Source organism: Pseudomonas sp. THAF187a, from assembly GCF_009363395.1.
GTDB lineage: Bacteria > Pseudomonadota > Gammaproteobacteria > Pseudomonadales > Pseudomonadaceae > Aquipseudomonas > Aquipseudomonas khazarica.
The window spans coordinates 4755979-4778970 of the sequence record NZ_CP045349.1 but is presented as its reverse complement, the minus strand read 5'-3'; the positions used below and the strand labels follow the sequence as shown (position 1 = coordinate 4778970).

Here is a 22992-nt window from a genome sequence, read left to right as displayed (position 1 = left end):
GGGGGATGGTGTTTTACCCATATACCGCCGTGTTGGTGGATGTAAAAGGCGACATCCACCCTACATGGCGTTCAGCGTGGCCTGGTCGGGTGGATGGCGCTTGCCTCGCCAGCACTCACCCCAGGCAGGTCACTGTGCGCTGCGTTGCCACAGCGCATAGTGCACCTGGCCGGTGTGTTTCTCGCGGTGCAGGCGCCAGTTGCCGGGCAGGCCCAGGGTCGAGGGCGGCGTTTCGCTTTCGGTATAGACCCAGGCGTCAGCGGCCAGCCAGCCCTGCGTTTCCAGCAGCGTGCAGGCAGCCTGCAGCAGGTCCTTGTGGAACGGCGGGTCGAGCAGGACGATGTCGAAGCATCGCGGGGCCGGGCGCGCCAGCAGCTGCAGGGCATCGCCCAGCTGGATCTCGCCGGCGCTGCACTGCAGGGTCGTCAGGTGTCCGCGCAGGGCGTTCACCGACGCCGGGTTGAGATCGCAGGCCAGGCCGCTGGCGGCGCCACGCGACAGCGCTTCGAGCAGCAGGGCGCCGCTGCCGGCGAAGGGGTCGAGCACGTGGGCGCCCTCGACATGGGGTGCCAGCCAGTTGAACAGGGTCTCGCGCACCCGGTCCGGGGTCGGGCGCAGGCCCGGCCCGTCAGGAAAGGCGAAGCGCCGCGAGCGCCACTCGCCGCCGATGATGCGCAACTGGCCCTGGCCGCCATGGGCCTTGCCGGGCGCCTTCTGCGGGGTACGGCCGCGCATCAGTGCGGCACCGTGCTGGGCAGCTCGCTGGGGCGCTCGGTGGGCGGCGGCAGTTCCTTCTGCGCTACGGTCGGGCCGGCAGTGACCACCACCAGTGCCGCGGGGTCGAGGTGCCTGGCCATCGCGGCCTTCACCTGCTCGGTGGTCAGGCCCTGCACGTCACGCATGAAGTCGTCCAGGTAGCTCAGCGGCAGGTCATAGAAGCCCATCGAGGCCAGTTGCCCGACGATGTCGGCGTTGCTCGCGGTGGACAGCGGAAAGCTGCCGGCCAGCTCGCGCTTGGCGTTGTCCAGTTCCTGCTGGGTCGGGCCCTCGCGCAGGTAGTCGGCGAGCAGCTGTTTGACCAGCGCCAGGGTGCCCTCGCTGAGTTCGGCGCGGGTCTGCAGGTTGATCATGAAAGGCCCGCGCGCCTGCATGGCGCTGAAGCCGGAATAGACGCCGTAGGTCAGGCCGCGTTTCTCGCGCACTTCGCTCATCAGGCGGGTGCCGAAGCCGCCGCCGCCGAAGATCTGGTTGCCCAGGTACAGGGCGGCGTAGTCCGGATCGCGGCGGTCGATGCCGAGCTGGGCCAGCATCAGGTGCGTCTGGTTGGACGGGTACTCGATGTGGCTGCTGCCGGGCTTGGGCGTTTGCGGCTGGGCGATCGCGGCCAGCGCCGGACCCTGCGGCAGGGCGGCGGAGACCTGCCTGGCGATGGCCTCGGCCTCACTGCGCGACAGGTCGCCGACCAGAGCGATCACCGCGTTGCCAGGGGTGTATGCGCGGGCGTGGAAGGCCTGCAGCTGCTGGCGGGTGATCGCCGGGATCGACTGCGGCGTGCCATCGCTCGGGTGTGCATAGGGGTGCTTGCCGTACAGGTGCTCGAACAGTTCCAGGCTGGCCAGCTTGCCGGGGTTCTGCTTCTGGTACTCGAAGCCGGCGAGCAGCTGGTTCTTGATGCGCGCCAGCGAGTCGGCCGGGAAGGTCGGCTTGCCCAGCACCTGGCTGAACAGCGCCAGGGCCGGCTCGCGCTGCTCGCGGGCGCTGAGGCTGCGCAGGCTGGCCACGGCCATGTCGCGGTAGGAGCCGTTGCCGAAGTCGGCACCGAGGCCCTCGAAGCCGGAGGCGATGGCGCCGACGTCTTTGCCTGGCACACCCTCGTTGAGCATGGCATTGGTCAGGGCCGCCAGGCCCGGTACGTCGCCATCCTGGCTGCTGCCAGCGGCGAAGGTCAGGCGCAGGTCGAACATCGGCAGCTCATGGGCTTCGACGAACAGCACCTTGGCGCCTTGCGCGGTGTTCCAGGTTTGGATGTCCAGCGTGCGCCGGGTCGGTGCCTGGTTGTCGAGGGCCGCCAGTGATTGCAGCTTGGCGCCTTCGCCGGTGGCCGCCGGCTTGCCGACGACGCTGCAGGCGCCCAGTGCCAGGGCGGTGGACAGGGCCAGGCCGAGCAGGCCCAGACGGCGGTGCTCAGTCTTCATGACGGGACTCCTGGTTACGGGACGCTTCGGGCAGGACGTGGGCGACGCTCAGGCGGTCGCGGACGAAGAAGGTGCGGGCAGCCTGCTGGATGTCGGCCGGGGTCACGGCTTCCAGCTCGGCCAGTTCCTGGTCGATCAGCTTCCAGGACAGGCCGACGGTCTCCAGCTGGCCGATGCTGGTGGCCTGGCTGGTGATCGAATCGCGCTCATAGACCAGGCCGGCAATGACCTGGGCGCGCACCCGGGCCAGCTCGGCGGCGGATGGCGGCGTCTTCTTCAGGGCTTCCAGTTCGCGCCACAGGCCCGCTTCGGCCTGCTCCAGGGTCTTGCCTTTCTGCACGTTGGGCGTGGCCGTGAGGACGAACAGGCTGTCGCCACGGGTGAAGGCGTTGTACCAGGCACTGGCGCCGGAGACGAGTTCCTCGCCACGTTCCAGGCGCGTGGACAGGCGCGCGCTGTAACCGCCGTCGAGCAGGGCTGCCGCCAGGCGCAGGGCGTAGACCTGGCGCGGCGTCGCGGTGGTGGCCAGGCTGGGCACGTTGAAGCCCATCATCAGGTTCGGCAGCTGGGTCTTGAGGTAGAGCGTGGTGCGTCGTTCACCGGCGGCCTGTAGCTCCAGCGGCAGCTTGGCCTTGGGCACCTCGCGGCGCGGGATGGCGGCGAAGTAGCGCTGGGCCAGGCTCTTCACCTGATCGACGCTGACGTCGCCGACCACCACCAGGGTGGCGTTGTTCGGCGCGTACCACTGGCGGTACCAGGCGCGCAGTTCGTCGATGTGCATGCGCTCCAGGTCGGCCATCCAGCCGATGGTGGGGATGCTGTAGCCGCTGGCCGGGTAGGCCATGGCCTTGAACAGCTCGAAGGCCTTGGACGAGGGACGGTCGTCGGTGCGCAGGCGGCGTTCCTCCTTGATCACCTCGATTTCCTTGTCGAACTCGTTGGCCGGCAGCTGCAGGCTGGCCAGACGGTCGGCCTCCAGCTCCAGCGCCACGCCCAGACGGTCGCTGGCCAGGACCTGGTAGTAGGCGGTGTAGTCGTCGCTGGTGAAGGCGTTCTCTTCCGCCCCCAGGTCGCGCAGCACCTGCGAGGCCTCGCCCGGGCCGAGCTTGGCGCTGCCCTTGAACATCATGTGCTCCAGGGCATGGGACAGGCCGGTGGAGCCGGGTGTCTCGTAGCTGGAACCGACCTTGTACCAGAGCTGGGAGACCACCACGGGGGCGCGGTGGTCTTCGCGCACGATGACCTTTAGGCCATTGTCGAGACTGAATTCGTGGGTGGGTTGAGCGGGTGAGGCGAAGGCCACCATTGGCGCGCAAAGGGCGCCGAACAGCAGGCCGAGGGAACGGCGGGCAATGGCATTCATCGAGAGTCTGACCTGTCGGATAGCCTGGGCGGTCGTACCGCCAGCGGGCGAAGAGGTGCTAGGATACCCCATCCTTTTCCGGGGCGGCGCAGCAAGGCTTTGCAGCCTGTGAGCGAACGCTCCCTTGAGATGCAAGCGACCCATGTTTGGTTCCAATGACGACAAGAAGTCGCCGGCCGATGCCGGCGCGCAGAACCCGCCTGTGACCGAAGAAAAGAAATCCCTGTTCAGCTGGTGGCGCAAGAAGCCCACCGCGTCGACGCCTGAGTCGGCGCCCGAGCCCGTGCCGGGCGTGGCTGACGAGGCGGCGAATGCGCCTGCTGCCGAGGTGCAGGAGACGCCTGCGCCGCGCCTCGACACACTCCCCGAGCCGCAGCCGCAGCCGCAGCCGCAGCCGCAGCCGCAGCCGCAGCCCGAGGCCCCGGCGCCTGTCGTCGACGCCACGCCGGTGGTGCCGAGCCCTGCTGCGGCACCTGCCCCGGTTGTCGAGGCGGCGCCGAACCCGGCTGTTGTCCCGGTCGCCGAGCCCACGCCGAGCCCGGCCGTCGCTGCAGTGCCCGAGCCGGTCGCTGTCGCCGAACCGGCTGCCCCGGTACCTCAGGCTCCCGCCACGCCGGTTGCTGCCACCCAGGACAAGCCGGGCTTCTTCGCCCGCCTCAAGCAGGGCCTTTCCAAGACCAGCGCCAGTCTGGGCGAGGGCATGGCCAGCCTGTTCCTTGGCAAGAAGGCCATTGATGATGACCTGCTAGACGACCTGGAAACCCGCCTGCTCACCGCCGACGTCGGTGTCGAGGCGACCACCGCGATCATCGGCAACCTGACCAAGCGCGTGGCGCGCAAGGAGCTGGCCGACAGCGGCGCGCTGTACAAGGCGCTGCAGGAAGAGCTGGTGACCCTGCTCAAGCCGGTCGAGCAGCCGCTGCAGATCGACAGTGCCAAGCAGCCCTACGTGATCCTCGTGGTCGGCGTGAACGGTGTCGGCAAGACCACCACCATCGGCAAGCTGGCCAAGAAGCTGCAGCTCGACGGCAAGAAGGTCATGCTCGCCGCTGGCGATACCTTCCGCGCCGCTGCCGTGGAGCAGCTGCAGGTCTGGGGTGAGCGCAACAACATCGCGGTGATCGCCCAGCACACCGGCGCCGACTCGGCTTCGGTGATCTTCGACGCGGTCCAGGCGGCCAAGTCGCGTGGCGTCGACGTGCTGATCGCCGACACCGCCGGGCGCCTGCACACCAAGGACAACCTGATGGAAGAGCTGAAGAAGGTCCGTCGGGTGATTGGCAAGCTGGACGACACGGCGCCGCACGAAGTGCTGCTGGTGCTCGACGCCGGCACCGGACAGAACGCCATCAGCCAGGCCAAGCAGTTCAATCAGACGGTGAACCTCACCGGTCTGGCGTTGACCAAGCTCGACGGCACCGCCAAGGGCGGGGTCATCTTCGCCCTGGCCAAGCAGTTCGGCCTGCCGATCCGCTACATCGGCGTGGGTGAAGGCATCGACGACCTGCGCCCGTTCCAGGCCCAGGACTTCGTCCAGGCACTCTTCGAGGAGCGTGAACGCGGATGATCCGATTCGAGCAGGTCGCCAAGCGTTATCCCAATGGCCATGTCGGGCTGCACGAACTGACCTTCCGCGTTCGCCCCGGCGAGTTTCTCTTCGTCACCGGCCACTCCGGCGCCGGCAAGAGCACGCTGCTGCGCCTGCTGCTGGCAATGGAGCGGCCCACCAGCGGCAAGCTGCTACTGGCCGGGCAGGACCTGTCGACCATCACCAATGCGCAGATTCCCTTCCTGCGCCGACAGATCGGTGTGGTGTTCCAGAACCACCAGCTGCTGTTCGACCGCACGGTGTACGACAACGTCGCCCTGCCGCTGCAGATTCTCGGCCTGTCCAAGCCCGACATCGCCAGGCGCGTCGGTTCGGCGCTGGAGCGGGTCAGCCTCAGCGACAAGGCCGCCCAGGCTCCGGGTGACCTGTCCACCGGTCAGCAGCAGCGCGTCGGCATCGCCCGCGCCATCGTCCATCGCCCGGCACTGCTGCTGGCGGACGAACCCACCGGCAACCTCGACCCGCGCCTGGCCGCCGAGATCATGGGCGTGTTCGAAGACATCAATCAGCTGGGCACCACGGTGCTGATCGCCAGCCACGACCTGGCGTTGATCGCGCGCATGCGCCAGCGCATGCTCACCCTGCAACGTGGCCGCCTGATCGGCGATGGGGAGGCAGCCTGATGAGCGCGTCGAAGATGCCCACGCCGCAACCGGCCGAACGCGTCGGCGCGGCGCCGCGCAACAAGGTGGCGGCCCGTCCGGCGGACGAGCCGGATTTCCGTACCCTGTTCCACGCCTGGCTGGAAAGCCACCGCGCCAGCATCGTCGACAGCCTGCGCCGTCTGGCGCGCCAGCCCATCGGCAGTTTCTTCACCTGCCTGGTGATGGCCGTGGCGCTGAGCATGCCCATGGGCCTGTCGCTGCTGCTGGACAACGTCGAGAAACTCGGCGGCTCCTGGCAGCGTGCGGCGCAGATTTCCCTGTTCCTCGAGCTGTCCGCCAGTGAGCGTGAAGGCGAGGCGCTGCGCGAGCAGATCAAGGCGATGGACGATGTCGCCGACGTCGAGTGGATCAGCCGTGAGCAGGCGCTGGAAGAGTTCCAGCAGCTTTCCGGCCTCGGTCAGGCGCTCAAGGAACTGCCGGAGAACCCGTTGCCGGGTGTGGTGCTGGTCACGCCCAAGGAGGTCGACAAGGCCAAGCTGGAAGCCCTGCGCCAGCGCCTGGCCGAACTGCCCAAGGTGGAACAGGCGCAGCTGGACCTGGTCTGGGTCGAACGCCTGACCGCGATTCTCAAGCTGGGCGACCGCTTCGTCTTCGGCCTCAGCGTGCTGCTGATCCTGGCGCTGCTGCTGGTGATCGGCAACACCATCCGCCTGCACATCGAGAACCGCCGCGCCGAGATCGAAGTGATCAAGCTGGTCGGCGGCACCGACGGTTACGTGCGTCGCCCCTTCCTCTACATGGGCGCGCTGTACGGTTTCGGTGCCGGTGTCTTCGCCTGGCTGCTGCTGGCCTTCGGGCTGGATTGGCTGAACGATGCTGTAGTACGTTTGGCCGGCCTTTACGGTAGCGATTTCGCGCTGGGTGGCGTACCTTCGGGCGACGGCTTTTCGCTGCTGCTGGGCGCCGTGCTGTTGGGCTATATTGGCGCCTGGCTGGCGGTAGCGCGGCATCTGAACGAGCTGGCGCCGCGTTGATGGGCTTGTCCGGCAAGCTGAACGCCAGCTGACAAGTCATTGTTTTGGTTGATATTGACTATCTGTCAGGGAACTTATCCACAGGCCCTGCATCAGATAGCGCAGTGCTACACTGCACGAGTTTCGTGAATCGGAGGATTCGAATGTCCACTTCCTTGCAACCTGTTCATGCTCTGGTTCCAGGCGCCAACCTGGAAGCGTACGTGCATGCGGTCAACAGCATTCCGCTGCTGACGCCCGAGCAGGAGCGTGAACTGGCCGAAAATCTCTACTACCAGCAGGATCTCGAGGCCGCCCGCCAGATGGTGCTGGCCCACCTGCGTTTCGTGGTGCATATCGCGCGCAGTTACTCCGGCTACGGTCTGGCCCAGGCCGACCTGATCCAGGAGGGCAACGTCGGCCTGATGAAGGCGGTCAAGCGCTTCAACCCGGAAATGGGCGTGCGCCTGGTGTCCTTCGCCGTGCACTGGATCCGTGCGGAAATCCACGAGTTCATCCTGAAGAACTGGCGCATCGTCAAAGTGGCCACCACCAAGGCCCAGCGCAAGCTGTTCTTCAACCTGCGCAGCCAGAAGAAGCGTCTGGCCTGGCTGAACAACGATGAAGTGACGGCCGTGGCCGAGAGCCTGGGCGTCGAGCCGCACGAAGTGCGCGAGATGGAAAGCCGCCTGACCGGTCAGGACATGGCCTTCGATCCGGCCGCCGATGCCGACGACGACAGCGCCTACCAGTCGCCCGCGCACTATCTGGAAGACCATCGCTACGACCCGGCCCGCCAGCTCGAGGACGCCGACTGGAGCGACAGCTCCAGCAGCAACCTGCACGAAGCGCTGGAAAGCCTGGACGAGCGCAGCCGCGACATTCTCTACCAGCGCTGGCTGGCCGAGGAGAAGGCGACGCTGCATGACCTGGCCGCCAAGTACAATGTGTCGGCCGAGCGTATTCGCCAGCTGGAGAAGAACGCCATGAACAAGCTCAAGGGCTGTATCGCCGCCTGAGCCTGTCGAGCCAACGAGAAGCCGCACCTGGGTGCGGCTTTTTTCTGCCTGGAGCCATCGTGTGAACAAGCCACCCCTGAGAGCACAGCACGGGCTCCTGTTCATCGTCGTGGCCGTGCTGTTCTTCGCCTGGGGCGCCTGGCTGATGCGCGGCACCGAGGTCCAGCCGGTTGCCAACCTGCAGACCTGGCGCGACGCGTTCCTGCAGCCTCTGGCGGACGATCATCTGCAACTGGCGGATCTGCTGCGTCTGGCCCCCGGCGAGCTGTGGCTGGAACCGCGCCTGGATGGTGCGCGTCTGAGCTACCGTGCCCGGCTTCAGGGAGAGGAGGGTGAATGGTCGCTGCAGGCCGTGCTGGCGTTGAGCGACAGCCAGCGTGACAGCCTGATGGCGGCGCAAGGGTTGCGCCCGGGCGACGCCGAGCAGGTATTGCCCGCTGTGCTCGTCGAGCAGATGGCGCGTTTCTCCATCGCCAGTCTGAACCTTGGCGCCCCGGCGTCACTGGCCAGCGAACGTCTGGCTGCCAGCCTGGGGCAGCCGCGTCTCAGCCTGGAGCTGGCAGAGGGACAAGCCTGGGTCTACCCGCAGTGGGGGCTGACGGTGCACCTGAGTGGTGACGACATCGCGCTGCTGCATGCGCTGCCGCGCAAGGCCTTTCGCAGCCGCTAGGGCGCTTTACAGCCAGCCTGGCCACCAGTCCGGATAGCTGGGCTTGAGCTGGTTGAGGTAGTGGCCGCCCCCCAGCTGGTTCATCTGCTGGCGGATCCAGGCGGAGCGACGCAGGATGTAGCCATCCGGGCGGCCCGCGCTCCAGCGCAGCGGGTTGGGCAGCACGGCGGCCAGTTGGCTGGCCTGCTGGCGATTCAGGTAGGGCGCGCCGACGCCGAAGTGCTGCTGCGCGGCGGCCTCGGCGCCGAAGACGCCGTCACCCCATTCCACGCTATTGAGGTACACCTCGAGAATGCGCTCTTTCGACCAGAGCAGCTCGATCAGTGCGGTGAACCAGGCTTCCAGGCCCTTGCGCAGCCAGCTGCGGCCGGACCAGAGGAACAGATTCTTCGCCACCTGCTGACTCAGCGTGCTGGCGCCGCGCAACGAGCCGCCATTCTGGTTGTGCTGCAGGGCGGCCTGGATGGCGCCGAGATCGAAGCCCCAGTGGTTGGCGAACTTCTGGTCTTCCGCGGCGATCACCGCCATTTTCAGGCTGTCCGGCAGCTCGTTCCAGGGTCGCCACTGGCGCTTGAGTTCGAGGGGCTGCTCGCTGCCCCAGGACTCGATCTTGCGTTCGATCATCAGGGCCGTGCCGGGTGGCGGCACCCAGCGCAGGGCGAGCACCAGCAGCACGCTGGCCAGGATCAGCCAGAGCAGGAGTTTCAGCAGGCGGCGGGTCAGTGCTCGGAGCATGAGGCTTCGCAGTTATGAAATCAGCCGCTATTAAAACAAAAAATCGCCTGGAGCGATTTTTGACGTCGCCCCGCGACGGCCCGAAGGGTCGCCGCCAGGGATGGCAGGCCACAAAAAATCGCCGGGAGCGATTTTTGACGTCGCCTCGCGACGGCCCGAAGGGTTGCCGCCAGGGATGGCAGGCACCAAAAAGCGCTGGAGGAACCCCAGCGCGCGCACAGGTTGGCCGCGGGTGTGACAATAACAACCACTGCGCCCGCTGGCGCAGTGGTTAAACTGCGTCCACGTCGACCTCATCAGGAGTTTCCATGGCCCGCCTCTGGTTGCTGTTATCCGCTTTCGCCGGCTTTACCGGTGTCGCCCTGGGTGCCTTTGCGGCTCATGGCCTGAAACACAAGCTGACGCCCGACTACCTGGCGGTGTTCCAGACGGGGACGCATTACCAGCTGGTGCATGCGCTGGCGCTGTTCGGTGTCGGCCTGCTGGCCCTGCATGTGCCGGGACGCCTGGTCAATCTGGCCGGCACGGCGTTCGCCGTGGGCATCGTGCTGTTCTCGGGCAGCCTCTACGGGCTCACCCTCAGTGGCATCGGCAAGCTCGGCATGATCACCCCATTCGGTGGTGTGGCCTTCCTCGTCGGCTGGCTGTGTCTGGGCCTGAGCGCCTGGAAAATGACCTGACCCTGGCGTCAGATGGCAGGGTCTGTTGCCGTTTCGGTGAGTGCGAAGCGGCAACAGACCCTATGACGAATGGCGCCTTTTAGCCTTGGTAGCGGCTGGCTATCGGGCTAGAATGCCGGCCCTCTTTCTAGTTATGACCGAGCCGTCATGCGCATTCAATTGAATGGTGAACCCTTCGAACTGCCGGAAAACCAGAGCGTCGCCGACCTGTTGGTTCGCCTCGATCTGACCGGCCGTCGCGTGGCGGTCGAGCTCAACCTGGACATCGTTCCACGCAGCCAGCACGACAGCACGCCGCTCGCCGAAGGCGACCAGGTGGAAGTGGTGCACGCCATCGGCGGCGGTTGATCCCTCTGAGGAGTTTCCCATGAGCCAAGTTCGCAGCGACAAGCCCTTCGTACTGGCCGGTCGTACCTTCCAGTCGCGTCTGCTGGTCGGCACCGGCAAGTACAAGGATATGGACGAAACCCGTGATGCCATCGCCGCTTCCGGCGCCGAGATCGTCACCGTGGCGGTGCGCCGTACCAACATCGGCCAGAATCCGGGTGAGCCGAACCTGCTCGACGTGATCAGCCCCGACAAGTACACCATCCTGCCCAATACCGCCGGCTGCTTTGATGCGGTCGAGGCCGTGCGCACCTGCCGCCTGGCGCGCGAGCTGCTCGATGGTCACAACCTGGTGAAGCTGGAAGTCCTGGCTGACCAGAAGACCCTGTTCCCCAATGTCATCGAAACCATCAAGGCCGCCGAAGTGCTGGTCAAGGACGGCTTCGACGTGATGGTGTACACCAGCGACGACCCGATCATCGCCCGCCAGCTGGCCGAGATCGGCTGCATCGCGGTGATGCCGCTGGCCGGTCTGATCGGCTCTGGCCTGGGCATCTGCAACCCGTACAACCTGCGCATCATCCTCGAGGAGGCCAAGGTGCCGGTGCTGGTCGATGCCGGTGTGGGCACGGCCTCCGATGCCGCCATTGCCATGGAGCTGGGCTGCGAGGGCGTGCTGCTCAACAGCGCCATCGCCCACGCGCAGGACCCGATCCTCATGGCGCGCGCCATGCAGCATGCGGTCGAAGCCGGTCGTCTGGCCTACCTGGCCGGGCGCATGCCGAAGAAACTCTATGCCAGCGCCTCATCCCCGCTGGATGGCCTGATCAAGTAAGGACGATTGGTTGCGCGTCGGCCCCGCCGCGTCAAAACAGGCTCGGAACGCCGCTTGCGGCTGATGCACTTTCCAGTGCGGCCGCGAAGCGAGTATCGCTCATGTGCTTCGGCACCGTCGTCCGCGACGCCGAGCGTTCCTTGCCTGTTCCGCCGAAGGCCGTGCAGGCCTCGCATGGCTCCGGCCCGCGAAATCGTAAAGCATTCTAGAAGAGCACAGCATGACTGACACCCAACAGCCCGAACTGACCGAAGACGGTCGCCAGCGCCGTACCATCAAGAGTTTCGTGATGCGTGCCGGGCGCATGACCGAAGGCCAGCAGCGGGGCCTGGACAAGGGCTGGCCGCTGTTCGGCCTGGAGCTGGAAGACGGCCTGCGCGATTTCGACCAGGTCTTCGGCCGCAGCGCGCCGCGCACCTTCGAGATCGGTTTCGGCATGGGCCACTCCACCCTGGAAATGGCTGCGGCTGCGCCGGAGCATGACTTCATCGGCGTCGAAGTGCACAAGCCGGGCGTGGGCGCACTGCTCAACGGGGTGATGACGCAGAACCTGGGCAACCTGCGCGTCTACAGCTGCGATGCCCTGGAAGTGCTGCGCGACTGCGTGGCCGATGCCAGCCTGGATCGCGTGCTGCTGTTCTTCCCCGACCCGTGGCACAAGGCCCGTCACCACAAGCGCCGCATCGTCCAGCCGGCCTTCGCTGAACTGGTCCGCAGCAAGTTGAAGGTCGGCGGGGTGCTGCACATGGCCACGGACTGGGAGAACTATGCTGAGCACATGCTCGAGGTGATGAACGCCGCGCCTGGTTATCGCAACCTGGCCGCCGACGGCACCTACGTGCCGCGCCCCGAGGAGCGCCCGGTGACCAAGTTCGAGCGCCGCGGCGAGCGTCTCGGGCATGGCGTGTGGGACCTCAAGTTCCAGCGTCAGGAGTAAGACCACGCTGCATGCGATTGACCGGCAGGATGCACGATTAGATCGGGACAACCCGACGGCCAGGATGGCGCCTCACCTCAGAACACAACAACGATAAGCACGCTCACAGAGGGCGTGCAGGTATTGGCGACGCCGCTGTCATGGCGTCGCGAGGAGAGCATTGTGTTGAGATCGGTTTCCCTTCTTCTGCTGACTGCCCTGGCATTTCAGGCGCAGGCCAAGATCGATGCCAGCCAGGCAGCCCGCCTGGGGCAGGACCTGACCCCGCTGGGTGGCGAGCGCGCAGGCAATGCCAGCGGCACCATCCCTGCCTGGACCGGTGGCCTGGCCACGCCGCCTGCGGGCTACCGGCCGGGCATGCATCACCCTGATCCCTATGCCGACGACAAACTGCTGTACCGCGTCGACAGCCAGAACCTGGCGCAATACGAGCAACTGCTGCCGGTTGGCCTGAAGACGCTGCTGCAGCAGAACCCCAGCTTCTACCTGCGGGTGTTCCCGACCCGCCGCAGCGCGGCGGCGCCCCAGCGGATCTACGACGCGACGCGTTTCAATGCGCTCAACGCCGAACTGATCTCCGGTGGCAACGGTGTGCAGGGCGCTGCGGCCGGCGTGCCTTTCCCGTTGCCGCAGAACGGTCAGGAAGCCATCTGGAATCACATCATGCGCTACCGTGGCGACCAGATCAGCATGGCCACCAACCAGGCCGCCGTGCTCGCCAATGGCAGCTACAACCTGCTCAAGCTCGAGCGTGACATCTACTTCCTCTACGGGCGCGATGGCGTTGCCCCGCAGGACCTGGACAACACCCTGTTCTACTACAAGTACAAGGTGGTGGCGCCGGCCAAGCTGGCCGGCTCGGCCCTGGTGGTGCAGGAGACACTCGACCAGGTCCTGGCCATTCGCAAGGCCTGGCGTTTCAACCGTGGCGAACGCCGCGTACGGCGCCTGCCGATGCTCGCCTACGACACCCTGCAACCGGACACCAACGGCATGGCCACCGCCGACCAGGTGGACTCTTACAACGGTGCGCCGGATCGCTACGAATGGCAGTTGCTGGGCAAGCGCGAGATGCTGATGCCCTACAACAGCTATGCCGTGCACCAGCGCGGTATTCCCTACGCCGACATCCTGCAGGCCAAACACGTCAACCCGGAGCTGTTGCGCTACGAGCTGCACCGCGTCTGGGTGGTGGAAGCCGAGCTGCGCAAGGGCTTCAGCCATCCCTACGGCAAGCGTCGTTTCTACCTGGACGAGGACAGCTGGCAGATTCTCGCCGTCGACCTGTATGACCGCAGCGGCGCGTTGATCGGCCTGCAGGAGGCGCACCCGATCAGCTACTACGACGTGCCGATGTTCGGCTCGACCCTGGAGACCATCTACGACCTCAAGGGTGGGCGCTACTTCGCCGACGGCCTCGACAACAACGAGCCGATGTACGACTTCAACGCCAAGTTGAGCCCGCGCGACTTCACCCCGCAGGCCCTGCGCCGCGAAGGCAACTGAAGCCGCCTCAGGGGCGCGACCAGGCCATCGTCAGCTGCGCCTGGCCGGTGTGCGGGTCGTGCCCCTGAGCGATCACCTCGAAGCCGGCGCGACGGTAGAAGGCGGTTGCCCGCCCGTTGGCCTGGTAGACATCCAGCTCGAGCCGCGTGCGCTCGGCCATGACGGCCTCCAGCAACTGCAGGCCAAGGCCGCAGCCCTGCTGCTCCGGGCTGACGAACAGCGCCGCGAGGCGCCCTTCATGCACGGATGCGAAGGCCAGGGGCGTGCCGCCCTGTTCCAGCACCAGCGTTTCGGCCAGGGGCAGATAGTGCTCGCGCATCGCGCCGAGCTGATCGCGCCAGAATGCCTCGGGCACGAAGTCGTGGGCCTGTAGCGAGGCGCTCAGCCAGATGTCGAGCAGCGCGTCGCAGTCAGTGTTCAGGTAGGGGCGGATCATGATGACGTCCTTGTCGGGTCGAGTTCTGTGTATGGCGCCGCCGCCGGTGGTCGCTCACCGGTACTGGCGTGAGCCGGGCTAGTTGCGATCGGCGAGGATGCCGATGACCACGAAGATCAGAATCAGCACCGGTGCCAGGGTGAAGTTGTTGAAGTACGTCAGGCCCTTGGTCAGCCAGGGCGTGAGGAAGATGATCGCCAGGCCGTAGCCGACCGCGCAGAAGATCACGAACAGCAGGGTACGCAGGACGAAATTGAGATTGCCGATGGTGCGCTGGACCCAGGCATTGATCAGCGGGCCGAACAGCACCAGCAGGGTGGCCATGATGGCCAGGGAGATGTCGCTGAGGTGGCTGCGACTCCAGCGTGACAGGGTGACGATCAGGTCCAGTAGCAGATCCATGCAGGCTCCTTGGTAACGGTCGGTGCAGCACTGCCGGTGGCTGCACGAGCGAAGCGCACAAGCCTACCGGATTGCGGCCCTGCAGTGGGCGATCTAGGCCAGGAACAGCTGCAGCAGGTCGTTGAGAAACAGCTGGCCCCTGGCCGTGGCGACCAGACGCCTGTCGTCGGCCTGCAGCAGGCCCAGGCGTTCGCCCTCGCGCCGTGCGCCGTCGAGCTGTGCGAGTGGTAGGCCGGTGCGCTGGCTGAACAGCTCGACAGGCGCGCCCTCGGTCAGGCGCAGCACGTTCATCAGGAATTCGAACGGCAGCTCCTCGGCATCCAGCACGCGTTCGCCGGCCTGGTAGGCCTTGCTCGGGTCGAGGTAGTCCTTGGGCAGGCGCGTCTTCCAGGTTCGCAGGATGCGCCCGTCCGGTGTACTCCGTTTGGCGTGGGCGCCGGCGCCGATGCCGAGAAAGTCACCGAAGGTCCAGTAGTTGAGGTTATGCCGTGCCTGCCGCCCGGGACGGGCATAGGCGGAGACCTCGTACTGGGCGTAGCCCTCGGCGGCCAGCAGGGCCTGGCCGGCTTCCTGAATGTCCCACAGCAGGTCGTCCTCGGGCAGCTGCGGCGGCTGGCTCCAGAACACCGTGTTCGGCTCCATGGTCAGCTGGTACCAGGACAGGTGCGTCGGGGCCTGGGCGATGGCCGTGCGCAGGTCGAACAGGGCGTCCTCGATGCTCTGCTCGGGCAGGCCGTGCATCAGGTCGAGGTTGAAGTTGTCGAAGCCGGCGGCGCGCGCCATGTCGGCGGCGCGAATCGCCTCGTCGCCATTGTGGATACGGCCCAGTGCCTTGAGCTTGGCCTCCTGGAAACTCTGCACGCCGATCGACAGGCGATTGATGCCCAGGCTGCGGTAGCCCTTGAACTTGGCCTGCTCGAAGGTGCCCGGATTGGCTTCCAGGGTGATCTCGATGTCGTCGGCGAAGGCGATGCGTCGCTCGACGCCCTCCAGCAAGCGCCCCAGCGCCCGGTCGGAGAACAGGCTGGGCGTGCCACCGCCGAAGAAGATCGAGGTCAGCGGTCGGCCATGGGCATGCTGCAGATCGCTGTCGAGATCGGCGAGCAGCGCGTTGACGTACTCCTCTTCCGGCAGGGTCGGCCCGGCCGCGTGGGAGTTGAAGTCGCAATAGGGGCATTTGCGCACGCACCACGGGATGTGGATGTAGAGCGCGAGGGGCGGGAGCAGGAAGTGAGAGACGTTGGGCACAGTAGGGCAACGGGAGGCAGTAACGGGCGGCTATCGTGGCATGACTTCACCGAAGTACCAACGCTGGGCGATGAAGCGCCCATTAGGTTGGTCTTCGTCGAGGTAGTCGATTTCGGTGCCCAGCTCGCCACAGCCATCTGCCAGTTGCAGTGACCAGGCTTTGGATAGGCTCAGTGGTGTCAGATGGCGGCTGTTGCCATACTCGCTCACCGAGGCACGGGTGTGAGCCTGGAAGTAATCCTCATCCAGATACAAGCACACTTCGCTGGTGAAAAAATCAGGTAGGCAGATTACGGCCGTCACCCGCCAGTTTTCTGCCTCTGGTGGTTTGGAACGCATCAGATGCTGGCAGGCATTGATCAATGCCTGCGCGCAGCGAGCTTGAATCTGGGGATTGGTGTGCCGTCCCTCGACGAGGCTGAATAGCACGGGAATTTTCCAGTTCCAGTAGCGCTCGCCGGCAGGAATGCTCTGCGGAAAGTTGTCCTCAAAGCGTGCTGCCCAATGATCTAGCGCCTTTAGTCGACGAGCAACACCGCGTGGTTTCTTGCTGAGAATCAGGCGTCTGACCAAGGCGATTACAGCCCCAGGCGCTGCTTGAACAGTGCCATGGCGCGGGCGCGGTGGCTCAGGCGGTTCTTCTGTTCGGCTGGCAGTTCGGCGCTGGAGCAGCCGCTTTCCGGCACCCAGAACAGCGGGTCGTAGCCGAAGCCGTGTTCGCCGCGCGCTTCGTGCAGGATGCTGCCGTGCCACAGGCCTTCGCAGAGGATCGGCAGCGGGTCATCGGCATGGCGCACCAGGGCCAGGGCGCAGACGAACTGCGCGCCGCGCTGGGCATCCGGCACGTCTTTCAGGGCGTCGAGCAGCTTGGCGTTGTTCGCCGCATCGCCCTTGCCATCGGCGTAGCGCGCGGAGTAGATGCCGGGCGCGCCCCCCAGGTAGTCCACGGCCAGGCCGGAGTCGTCGGCCAGCGCCGGCAGGCCGGAGATGCGTGCGGCGTTGCGCGCCTTGAGGATGGCGTTCTCGACGAACGACAGACCGGTCTCCTCCGGCTCGACCTGGCTGAATTCGCCGATCGAGCGCACGCGCACGGCGTCGCCGAGCATGGCCTGCAGCTCCTTGAGCTTGCCGGCGTTGTGGCTGGCCAGTACCAGTTCCTTGAAGCCATTCACGGGGTCAGTCATCCGGGAACATTTCCTGGTTGAAGGTGATGCGGTGTGCGTCGTCGCCCTGACGCACGTTCAGGGTGAAGCTCAGCACTTCGCGCGTCTTGAACGGGAACTGCGCCAGGTAGTAGATGGCATCGCCCTCGCTGACCTGACGGAAGCTCAGCGCGGTGCTCTTGCCCAGCAGGTCCTTCACCTCGCCGGCGACCACGGCGGTGCTGGCCTTGCCGGCCTTGAGCACGGCGACGTTGATCACGCCCTGGGTCTTGCTGCGGGTCAGGCCAGCGGCTGCGGCGATGTCCGGTTGGATGAAGCTGGAGTTGAAGACGCTGTAGTGGACGTCGAGATCGCCGAAGCTCTGCTTGCGTTCTGCGGCAGCCGGCAAGGCCAGGCACAGGGCGATCAGGAAGGGGATGATGCGGCGCATGGTGTTCTCCTCGTTCAGACCGCGACGCGGCGGGCGGCAGGCTCCGCACCGCTGATGCGATAGATGCCGATCTCGCCCAGCAGGTTGGGCCAGGCGCGGCTTGCAAGGCCATGGCGGTGTTCGCGGTCCACCGCCAGGCGTTCTTCCACACGTGCTCCTTGAGCATGGCACAGGCGCTCGAAGTCTTCGAAGGTGCAGAAGTGAATGTTCGGTGTGTTGTACCAGGTGTAGGGCAGGAAGTCCGAAACCGGCATGCGACCTTTTGTCGTCAGGTACCAGCGGCAGCGCCAGTGGCCGAAGTTGGGGAAGGTGATGATGCAGGTCTTGCCGACGCGCAACATCTCGGCCAGCACCTTGTCCGGGTAGTGCAGCGCCTGCAGCGACTGGGTCATCACCACCACGTCGAAGCTGTTGCTGGCGAAGTTGCCGAGCCCCAGGTCGAGGTTCTGCTCGATGACGTTGACGCCGCGCTCGATGCACAGGGCGATCTTGTCCGGGTCGATCTCCAGGCCGTAGCCGGAAACCTGCTTGTTGTCGCGCAGCCAGGCGAGCAGCTCGCCGTCGCCGCAGCCTAGGTCGAGCACGCGGCTGCCCGGGGCGATCCACTCCTGGATGATGTCCAGATCCGCTCGCATGCTCATACCTCGATTCGCTTCATGTAACTGCCGAACGCCTGCAGGTAGCGCGGGATCGGCATGAGGAAGGCGTCATGGCCTTGCGGGGCGTCGATCTCCAGGTAGCAGACGTTTTTCTTCGCCGCCGTCAGGGCGTCGACGATTTCCCGCGAGCGGGCGGGGGAGAAGCGCCAGTCGGTGGTGAAGGACATCAGGCAGAAATCCGCCTTGGCCACGGCCAGGGTCTGCGCCAGGTCGCCATCCTGTGCGGCGGCCGGGTCGAAGTAGTCCAGCGCCTTGGTCATCAGCAGGTAGGTGTTGGCGTCGAAGCGGCCGGAGAACTCCTCGCCCTGGTAGCGCAGGTAGCTCTCGACCTGGAACTCGACGCTGTGGAAGTCGTAGTTGAGCTTCTCGCTCTTCAGGCCACGACCGAATTTCTCGCCCATGGCGTCATCGGACAGGTAGGTGATGTGGCCGACCATGCGTGCCAGCATCAGGCCGCGCTTGGGAATCACGCCCTGCTCCTGGAAATGGCCGCCATGGAACTCCGGGTCGGTGAGGATGGCCTGGCGCGCCACTTCGTTGAAGGCGATGTTCTGCGCCGACAGCTTGGGTGCCGAGGCGATGGCCAGGCAGTGACGCACGCGCTCCGGGTAGCTGATGGTCCACTGCATGGCCTGCATGCCACCGAGGCTGCCACCGATCACGGCGGCCCAGCGCTCGATACCGAGCTGGTCGGCCAGGCGTGCCTGGCTGTGCACCCAGTCTTCCACGGTCATCACCGGGAAGTCGGCGCCGTAGGGCTTGCCGGTGGCCGGGTTGGCGCTGCCGGGGCCGGTGGAACCGTTGCAGCCGCCGAGGTTGTTGAGGCTGACGACGAAGAACTTGCGGGTGTCGATGGGCTTGCCGGGGCCGATGCAGCTGTCCCACCAGCCGGGTTTGCGGTCGTCCGGGCTGTGGTAGCCGGCGGCGTGGTGGTGGCCGGACAGGGCATGGCAGATCAGTACGGCATTGCTGCGTGCGGCGTTGAGTTCGCCATAGGTTTCGACGACCAGTTCGTACTCGGTCAGGCTGCGGCCGCAGGCCAGGGCCAATGGTTCGCTGAACTTGAACACCTGGGGACTGACCAGGCCGACGGAATCTTCGGGAAAGGCAGTGGGCATGGAGTCGCTGCTAAGGAATCGGAGGAGGGCGCCAGTCTAAAGAGCGAGGCTGACAGCGGCAAGCGAGCGGGCACTCCAGCTGCGCGCCACGCCGCGCTCAGGGGGGCGCGGGGTGAACGGCCAGCGCGTGTCGTCGTGGCTTGCCGGGTCAGCGGCGTACTGCGGTTGGCAGGTTCACCACCTTGCCCTGGCGCTGCACGGGCGCCGGACGCCGCAGGATGCGCAGCATGTCGGCAGCCTGGGCCAGTTGCTGTTCCAGCTCGTCCTTGTAGCGCGCCAGTTGCTGGCTGCGCTTGCGCGTCTGCTGGGTTTCCTGGGCCAGTGCCTTGAGCCGCAGCATGTGGCTTTCCAGCATCTGCTTGTGTTCCAGCGTGTGCTGCATCAGCGGCATCAGGGCGTCGGCCGCCCAATGTTCGGCATCCCGGCGCAGGCGCTGGTGCAGGCCGATCACTTCCTGCGCCAGGGTGGCGAAGAAGCGGCGGGTGAGGCTGCGCTGCTCGGTCAGCAGCGTCTTGAGGTGCAGGCGGAACTGGTCGCCCTTGGCCTGCAGCTTGTTCAGCTCGCGCAGGTAGCGCTGGATCTTGAACTGCGGCGCATCGACACCGTTCAGCGGGTTGTCTTCGTTGTGCCGGCGGTAGATGGCGGCGACCATCTTGTTGGCCATCTCGGCCTCGTGCTGCAGGTTGTGCAGGTCGTGCTCCACGCTGCGGAAGAAGTGCAGGATGGCCTGGTTGATGCCCAGGGTGGTCCAACTGCCGGTAAGGTTGCGGCGCACCGCGCCGAGGTGCTCGTCCAGGCGTTCGCTGCGCGCGGCGTGGCGCAGCAGCTGGCCCTGGCGGTTGAGCAGGCGCTGGTTGGTCTTCAGACCGAGCAGGCGCTTGTGATGCAGGGTGTGGTCTTCCTTGGTCTTGGCGGTCAGCTCGAACAGCAGCTGACCATTGTCCTGCTGGTGGTTGCCGAGCAGGGCGAGCTGTTCGCTGACCTTCTCCAGGCGCAGGTTGAGCACGTGCTGGCTGTTGTTCAGCAGGGCCAGGACCTGGCGTACCACATGGTCCTCGATCAGGCGCTCCTTCTGCGCCACGATGCGCTCGCAGAGCAGGGTCTCCAGCTGCGTCATCTGGCTGCGGGCCAGCAGCTCCTCGTCCTTGCGCACCTTGGCCAGCAGCGCCTGCTTGGCCGAGAGCGGCAGCACGTCCTGCTGGGCGATGCCCAGTTGCTTGGCGGTTGCGCTCTGGATCTGGCTGATGGCGTTCTGCACGAAGGCCTCGCCGGCCAGGTCGTCCCACAGCACGTCGATCTTGTTCAGGACGGCGAACAGGCAGGTCTGGGTGTCTTCGTCGAGCTGGCGGATATGCTGCTGCCAGATGCTCATGTCGCTGGCTGTGACGCCGCTGTCGGCGGCCAGCAGGAAGATGATCGCCTGGGCGTTGGGCAGCATCGACAGGGTCAGTTCCGGCTCGCTGCCCAGGGCGTTCAGGCCGGGGGTGTCGAGAATGCGCAGGCCCTGGCGCAGCAGCGGGTGGTCGAAGTTGACCATGGCGTGACGCCAGGCCGGCACCAGCACCTGGCCGCGCTTGCCGGTGCCCTCGAGCATGTCCGGGTGGAAGCCGAGCTGGATCGCCTGTTCCACTGGCATGGACTTGGTCTTGGCCACCTGGCTGAAGGCCAGGGCCATGTTGGCTGGGTCGCTGGTGTCCAGCGGGATGTTCACCCAGTGCCGGGGAATGCGTTTGAACTGCGCGACGCTGGCGGAGGCCGTGCGCGTTTCGATCGGCAGCAGGCGGATGTAGGGGCGTTCCGAACGGGGGTCGAAGAACAGCTCGGTGGGACACATGGTGGTGCGCCCGGCGTGCGAGGGCAGCATGCGCTGGCCGTACTCGGAGAAGAACAGGCTGTTGATCAGCTCGGTCTTGCCGCGGGAGAACTCACCGACGAAGGCCAGGGTGATGTGATCGGTGCGCAGGATCTTCAGCGCGCGCTCGAGCTTGGCCTGAACGGCGTCGGAGTTGAGGCGGTTCTGTTCCAGCCAGCTGCGATAACGCGTGATCTCGCGCATCAACTCGCGCTTCCAGGCAACGTAGGCGTCGACCTGTTGGCTGAGACGTTCCATGCTCATCCTGGCTCTCCTGTCGCAAGGGCAGCGGCTTGCCGGTTAAGGGGTTGAGTGGCTACGCGCTCACCGTCGTCGTGACGGGGCGCGGGTTGGCCGCCAGGACGCACGGCATTCGCAAGAATATTCTGCATTATGCGAGACGCGAAGCTGGCGTCAATTGCCTGCCTGTCAGTCCCGCCTTATGGTCGGGTATGGGGGCTGAGCGGTCATTTTCAGGCGCGCTGCAGCCCCGGCAGGGGTGGCAGGCTTTTCGGGGCATGGATACGCAGGCGCTTCTGACGGTTGAGCTCGCCGCTTTCCAGGCTCACCTGGCTCTTGGCAACGCCGAAGGCCTTGGCCAGGAACGCCTGCAGCTGCGCGTTGGCCTTGCCCTCCACCGGCGGCGCGGTCAGGCGGATCTTCAGCCGCTCACCATGCAGCCCGGCGAACTCGTCCTTGCTCGCCTTGGGCTGCAGGTGACAGTCGAGGATCAGGTCCTCGCCGTCCCAGCGGAAGTAGCTCACCGCCTCAGAGGAACGGGCTGAGCATCGGCGGCAGGCCGGTGTAGGCTGCCAGGCTGCCGATGATGAAGCGGTCTGCGAGGTTGATCGCGATGAACGCGAAGATCGGCGAGATGTCCAGGCCGCCGAGGTTCGGCAGCAGGCGGCGGAAGGGCGCCAGCAGCGGCTCGCAGATCTGGTTCACCAGCTGGGCGCCGGGGTTGTAGCTGCCCGGTGCGACCCAGGAGAGGATCACGCTGACGATCAGGGCGAAGAAGAACACCTTGAGGAACAGCGAGGTCACGCCGATCACCGACCACACCAGCAGCTGCAGGATGAAGCCGCCGACGTTGTAGCCCATCAGGGTCAGGGTGACCACCATCAGGACCAGCTGAACCAGGATGGCCAGGACCAGCGAGGCCAGGTCCAGCCCGGAGAAGCCGGGGATGATCCGGCGCAGCGGCGTCAGCAGCGGCTGGGTGGCCTTGACCACGAACTGGCTCAGCGGGTTGTAGAAGTCGGCCCTGACCAGCTGCAGGATGAAACGCAGCAGCACGATCAGCAGGTACAGGCTGCCGAGGGTCTGGATGATGTAGATCAGCGCTTCGATGAGTCCGGACATGCTGTCTCCTTATTGACCGAGCTGTTCGGCCAGTTCGGCGGAACGGTTGGCGGCGGCATTGAGTGCCTGTTGCACCAGCGCTTCGAAGCCGCCGGCCTGGAAGGTTTTGATCGCCGCTTCGGTGGTGCCGTTCGGCGAGGTGACGCGGCGGCGCAGCTCGGCTGCGTCGACATCGCTCTCGCTGGCCATGCGTGCGGCGCCCAGTGCGGTCTGGATGCTCAGCTGCGCGGCGGTCTCGCGCGGCAGGCCGAGCTGCTCGCCGGCAGTGGTCATCGCCTCGATCAGCAGGAAGAAATAGGCCGGTCCGCTGCCGGAAACGGCGGTCACGGCGTCGAGCTGGCTTTCCTCGTCCAGCCACAGGGCCAGGCCCACGGCGCTCAGGACCTGCTCCGCCTGCGCCTTCTGCGCGCTGCTGACTCGTGGGTTGGCGAACAGGCCGGAAACGCCCTGACGCAGCAGGGCCGGCGTATTGGGCATGCAGCGCACCAGCGGGCGTTCGCCCAGCCAGCCTTCCAGGCTGGCGCAGCTGATGCCGGCGGCGATGGAGATGATCACCTGGTTGGGCGCGAGGTGCGGCGCGAGGTCCAGGCAGACCGCTTTCATGACCTGTGGCTTGACCGCCAGCACGATCAGGTCGGCGCCGGCGATGGCCTCGGCGTTGTTGCCGAAGGTGGCGATGCCGTGTGCCTGTTGCAGGCGCTCACGCTGCTCGGTGCCCGGTTCGCTGGCACGGATGGCGCTGGCCTCCACTCCCTGGGCGCGCAGGCCGCCAATCAGGCTGGCGGCCATGTTGCCGGCGCCGACGAAGGTGATGATCGGGTTGCTCAT

26 protein-coding genes are annotated in these 22992 nt (G+C 66.0%); 10 read left to right on the top strand and 16 right to left on the bottom strand.

What is annotated here, in order from left to right; all coding sequences use genetic code 11:
• Positions 1-129: 129 nt before the first annotated feature.
• Genes rsmD through FIV02_RS22310 form a run of 3 tightly spaced genes read right to left on the bottom strand, consistent with a single transcriptional unit; the run spans position 130 to position 3558 of the window.
• Entirely contained in the window at positions 130-735 is a 606-nt protein-coding gene (gene rsmD / locus FIV02_RS22320) for a 16S rRNA (guanine(966)-N(2))-methyltransferase RsmD (protein ID WP_152489814.1), read from the bottom strand.
• Positions 735-2195 carry a pitrilysin family protein gene (locus FIV02_RS22315; RefSeq protein WP_152489813.1) on the bottom strand — a complete coding sequence of 487 codons (1461 nt, stop codon included), beginning with the start codon at positions 2193-2195 and terminating at the stop codon, positions 735-737. The genes rsmD and FIV02_RS22315 overlap by 1 nt, the downstream gene beginning before the upstream one ends.
• Entirely contained in the window at positions 2185-3558 is a 1374-nt protein-coding gene (locus FIV02_RS22310; RefSeq protein WP_037056455.1) for a pitrilysin family protein, read from the bottom strand. Before FIV02_RS22310 ends, FIV02_RS22315 begins: the two co-directional genes overlap by 11 nt.
• A gap of 142 nt (positions 3559-3700) precedes the next feature.
• Here FIV02_RS22310 and ftsY point away from each other — a divergent pair, with 142 nt between their 5' ends.
• From ftsY to FIV02_RS22285, 5 genes are all read left to right on the top strand, one after another.
• The gene (gene ftsY / locus FIV02_RS22305; protein ID WP_152489812.1) at positions 3701-5125 is read left to right on the top strand and encodes a signal recognition particle-docking protein FtsY; all 1425 of its coding nucleotides are present in this window, start codon (positions 3701-3703) and stop codon (positions 5123-5125) included.
• On the top strand, positions 5122-5790 hold the full coding sequence (ftsE, locus tag FIV02_RS22300) for a cell division ATP-binding protein FtsE (protein ID WP_037056449.1): 669 nt from the start codon (positions 5122-5124) through the stop codon (positions 5788-5790). Before ftsY ends, ftsE begins: the two co-directional genes overlap by 4 nt.
• Entirely contained in the window at positions 5790-6806 is a 1017-nt protein-coding gene (gene ftsX / locus FIV02_RS22295; protein WP_134676418.1) for a permease-like cell division protein FtsX, read from the top strand. Before ftsE ends, ftsX begins: the two co-directional genes overlap by 1 nt.
• Before the next feature lie 143 nt (positions 6807-6949).
• Positions 6950-7804, top strand: coding sequence for an RNA polymerase sigma factor RpoH (rpoH, locus tag FIV02_RS22290; protein WP_037056445.1), 855 nt, complete (start codon positions 6950-6952; stop codon positions 7802-7804).
• A 61-nt stretch (positions 7805-7865) separates the two neighbouring features.
• Positions 7866-8474, top strand: a complete 609-nt coding sequence (locus FIV02_RS22285; RefSeq protein ID WP_152489811.1) for a hypothetical protein — start codon at positions 7866-7868, stop codon at positions 8472-8474.
• A 6-nt stretch (positions 8475-8480) separates the two neighbouring features.
• Here the strand turns inward: FIV02_RS22285 and mtgA are convergent, their stop codons facing one another.
• On the bottom strand, positions 8481-9209 hold the full coding sequence (mtgA, locus tag FIV02_RS22280; protein ID WP_152489810.1) for a monofunctional biosynthetic peptidoglycan transglycosylase: 729 nt from the start codon (positions 9207-9209) through the stop codon (positions 8481-8483).
• Positions 9210-9517: 308 nt separating this feature from the next.
• On the opposite strand from mtgA, the gene FIV02_RS22275 reads away from it, so the two are divergent.
• The 5 genes from FIV02_RS22275 to FIV02_RS22255 all read left to right on the top strand — a co-directional run bounded on the left by FIV02_RS22275 (position 9518) and on the right by FIV02_RS22255 (position 13494).
• A complete protein-coding gene (locus tag FIV02_RS22275; RefSeq protein WP_037056587.1) occupies positions 9518-9889 on the top strand; it encodes a DUF423 domain-containing protein in 372 nt (123 codons plus the stop codon).
• 147 nt (positions 9890-10036) lie between these two features.
• Positions 10037-10237 (top strand): sulfur carrier protein ThiS, encoded by a 201-nt coding sequence (gene thiS / locus FIV02_RS22270; RefSeq protein WP_037056584.1) that lies wholly within the window; start codon positions 10037-10039, stop codon positions 10235-10237.
• Positions 10238-10256: 19 nt separating this feature from the next.
• Complete coding sequence (locus FIV02_RS22265; protein WP_037056582.1) at positions 10257-11051, top strand: thiazole synthase; 795 nt, start codon at positions 10257-10259, stop codon at positions 11049-11051.
• Between the two features lie 220 nt (positions 11052-11271).
• The gene (trmB, locus tag FIV02_RS22260) at positions 11272-11988 is read left to right on the top strand and encodes a tRNA (guanosine(46)-N7)-methyltransferase TrmB (protein ID WP_152489809.1); all 717 of its coding nucleotides are present in this window, start codon (positions 11272-11274) and stop codon (positions 11986-11988) included.
• 162 nt (positions 11989-12150) lie between these two features.
• Entirely contained in the window at positions 12151-13494 is a 1344-nt protein-coding gene (locus FIV02_RS22255) for a DUF1329 domain-containing protein (RefSeq protein WP_037056578.1), read from the top strand.
• 7 nt (positions 13495-13501) lie between these two features.
• Here FIV02_RS22255 and FIV02_RS22250 read toward each other — a convergent pair whose 3' ends face one another.
• The 12 genes from FIV02_RS22250 to proC all read right to left on the bottom strand — a co-directional run bounded on the left by FIV02_RS22250 (position 13502) and on the right by proC (position 22992).
• On the bottom strand, positions 13502-13930 hold the full coding sequence (locus FIV02_RS22250) for a GNAT family N-acetyltransferase (protein WP_150606874.1): 429 nt from the start codon (positions 13928-13930) through the stop codon (positions 13502-13504).
• Positions 13931-14008: 78 nt separating this feature from the next.
• Entirely contained in the window at positions 14009-14332 is a 324-nt protein-coding gene (locus FIV02_RS22245) for a DUF3392 domain-containing protein (protein WP_037056572.1), read from the bottom strand.
• 93 nt (positions 14333-14425) lie between these two features.
• Entirely contained in the window at positions 14426-15580 is a 1155-nt protein-coding gene (gene hemW, locus FIV02_RS22240; protein ID WP_152489808.1) for a radical SAM family heme chaperone HemW, read from the bottom strand.
• A 30-nt stretch (positions 15581-15610) separates the two neighbouring features.
• A complete protein-coding gene (locus FIV02_RS22235; RefSeq protein ID WP_256663021.1) occupies positions 15611-16153 on the bottom strand; it encodes a DUF3916 domain-containing protein in 543 nt (180 codons plus the stop codon).
• A gap of 5 nt (positions 16154-16158) precedes the next feature.
• Entirely contained in the window at positions 16159-16764 is a 606-nt protein-coding gene (gene rdgB / locus FIV02_RS22230) for an RdgB/HAM1 family non-canonical purine NTP pyrophosphatase (protein ID WP_047585834.1), read from the bottom strand.
• Positions 16757-17173 carry a DUF4426 domain-containing protein gene (locus tag FIV02_RS22225; RefSeq protein ID WP_037056556.1) on the bottom strand — a complete coding sequence of 139 codons (417 nt, stop codon included), beginning with the start codon at positions 17171-17173 and terminating at the stop codon, positions 16757-16759. Before FIV02_RS22225 ends, rdgB begins: the two co-directional genes overlap by 8 nt.
• A 14-nt stretch (positions 17174-17187) precedes the next feature.
• A complete protein-coding gene (gene metW, locus FIV02_RS22220) occupies positions 17188-17808 on the bottom strand; it encodes a methionine biosynthesis protein MetW (RefSeq protein WP_037056553.1) in 621 nt (206 codons plus the stop codon).
• Positions 17809-17810: 2 nt separating this feature from the next.
• Entirely contained in the window at positions 17811-18950 is a 1140-nt protein-coding gene (locus tag FIV02_RS22215) for a homoserine O-acetyltransferase (protein WP_037056551.1), read from the bottom strand.
• Between the two features lie 148 nt (positions 18951-19098).
• The gene (locus FIV02_RS22210) at positions 19099-21066 is read right to left on the bottom strand and encodes a dynamin-like GTPase family protein (RefSeq protein ID WP_152489807.1); all 1968 of its coding nucleotides are present in this window, start codon (positions 21064-21066) and stop codon (positions 19099-19101) included.
• Between the two features lie 209 nt (positions 21067-21275).
• The gene (locus FIV02_RS22205; RefSeq protein WP_037056545.1) at positions 21276-21566 is read right to left on the bottom strand and encodes a DUF167 domain-containing protein; all 291 of its coding nucleotides are present in this window, start codon (positions 21564-21566) and stop codon (positions 21276-21278) included.
• Positions 21567-21570: 4 nt separating this feature from the next.
• On the bottom strand, positions 21571-22164 hold the full coding sequence (locus tag FIV02_RS22200; protein WP_037056544.1) for a YggT family protein: 594 nt from the start codon (positions 22162-22164) through the stop codon (positions 21571-21573).
• Positions 22165-22173: 9 nt separating this feature from the next.
• Positions 22174-22992 carry a pyrroline-5-carboxylate reductase gene (gene proC / locus FIV02_RS22195; protein WP_152489806.1) on the bottom strand — a complete coding sequence of 273 codons (819 nt, stop codon included), beginning with the start codon at positions 22990-22992 and terminating at the stop codon, positions 22174-22176.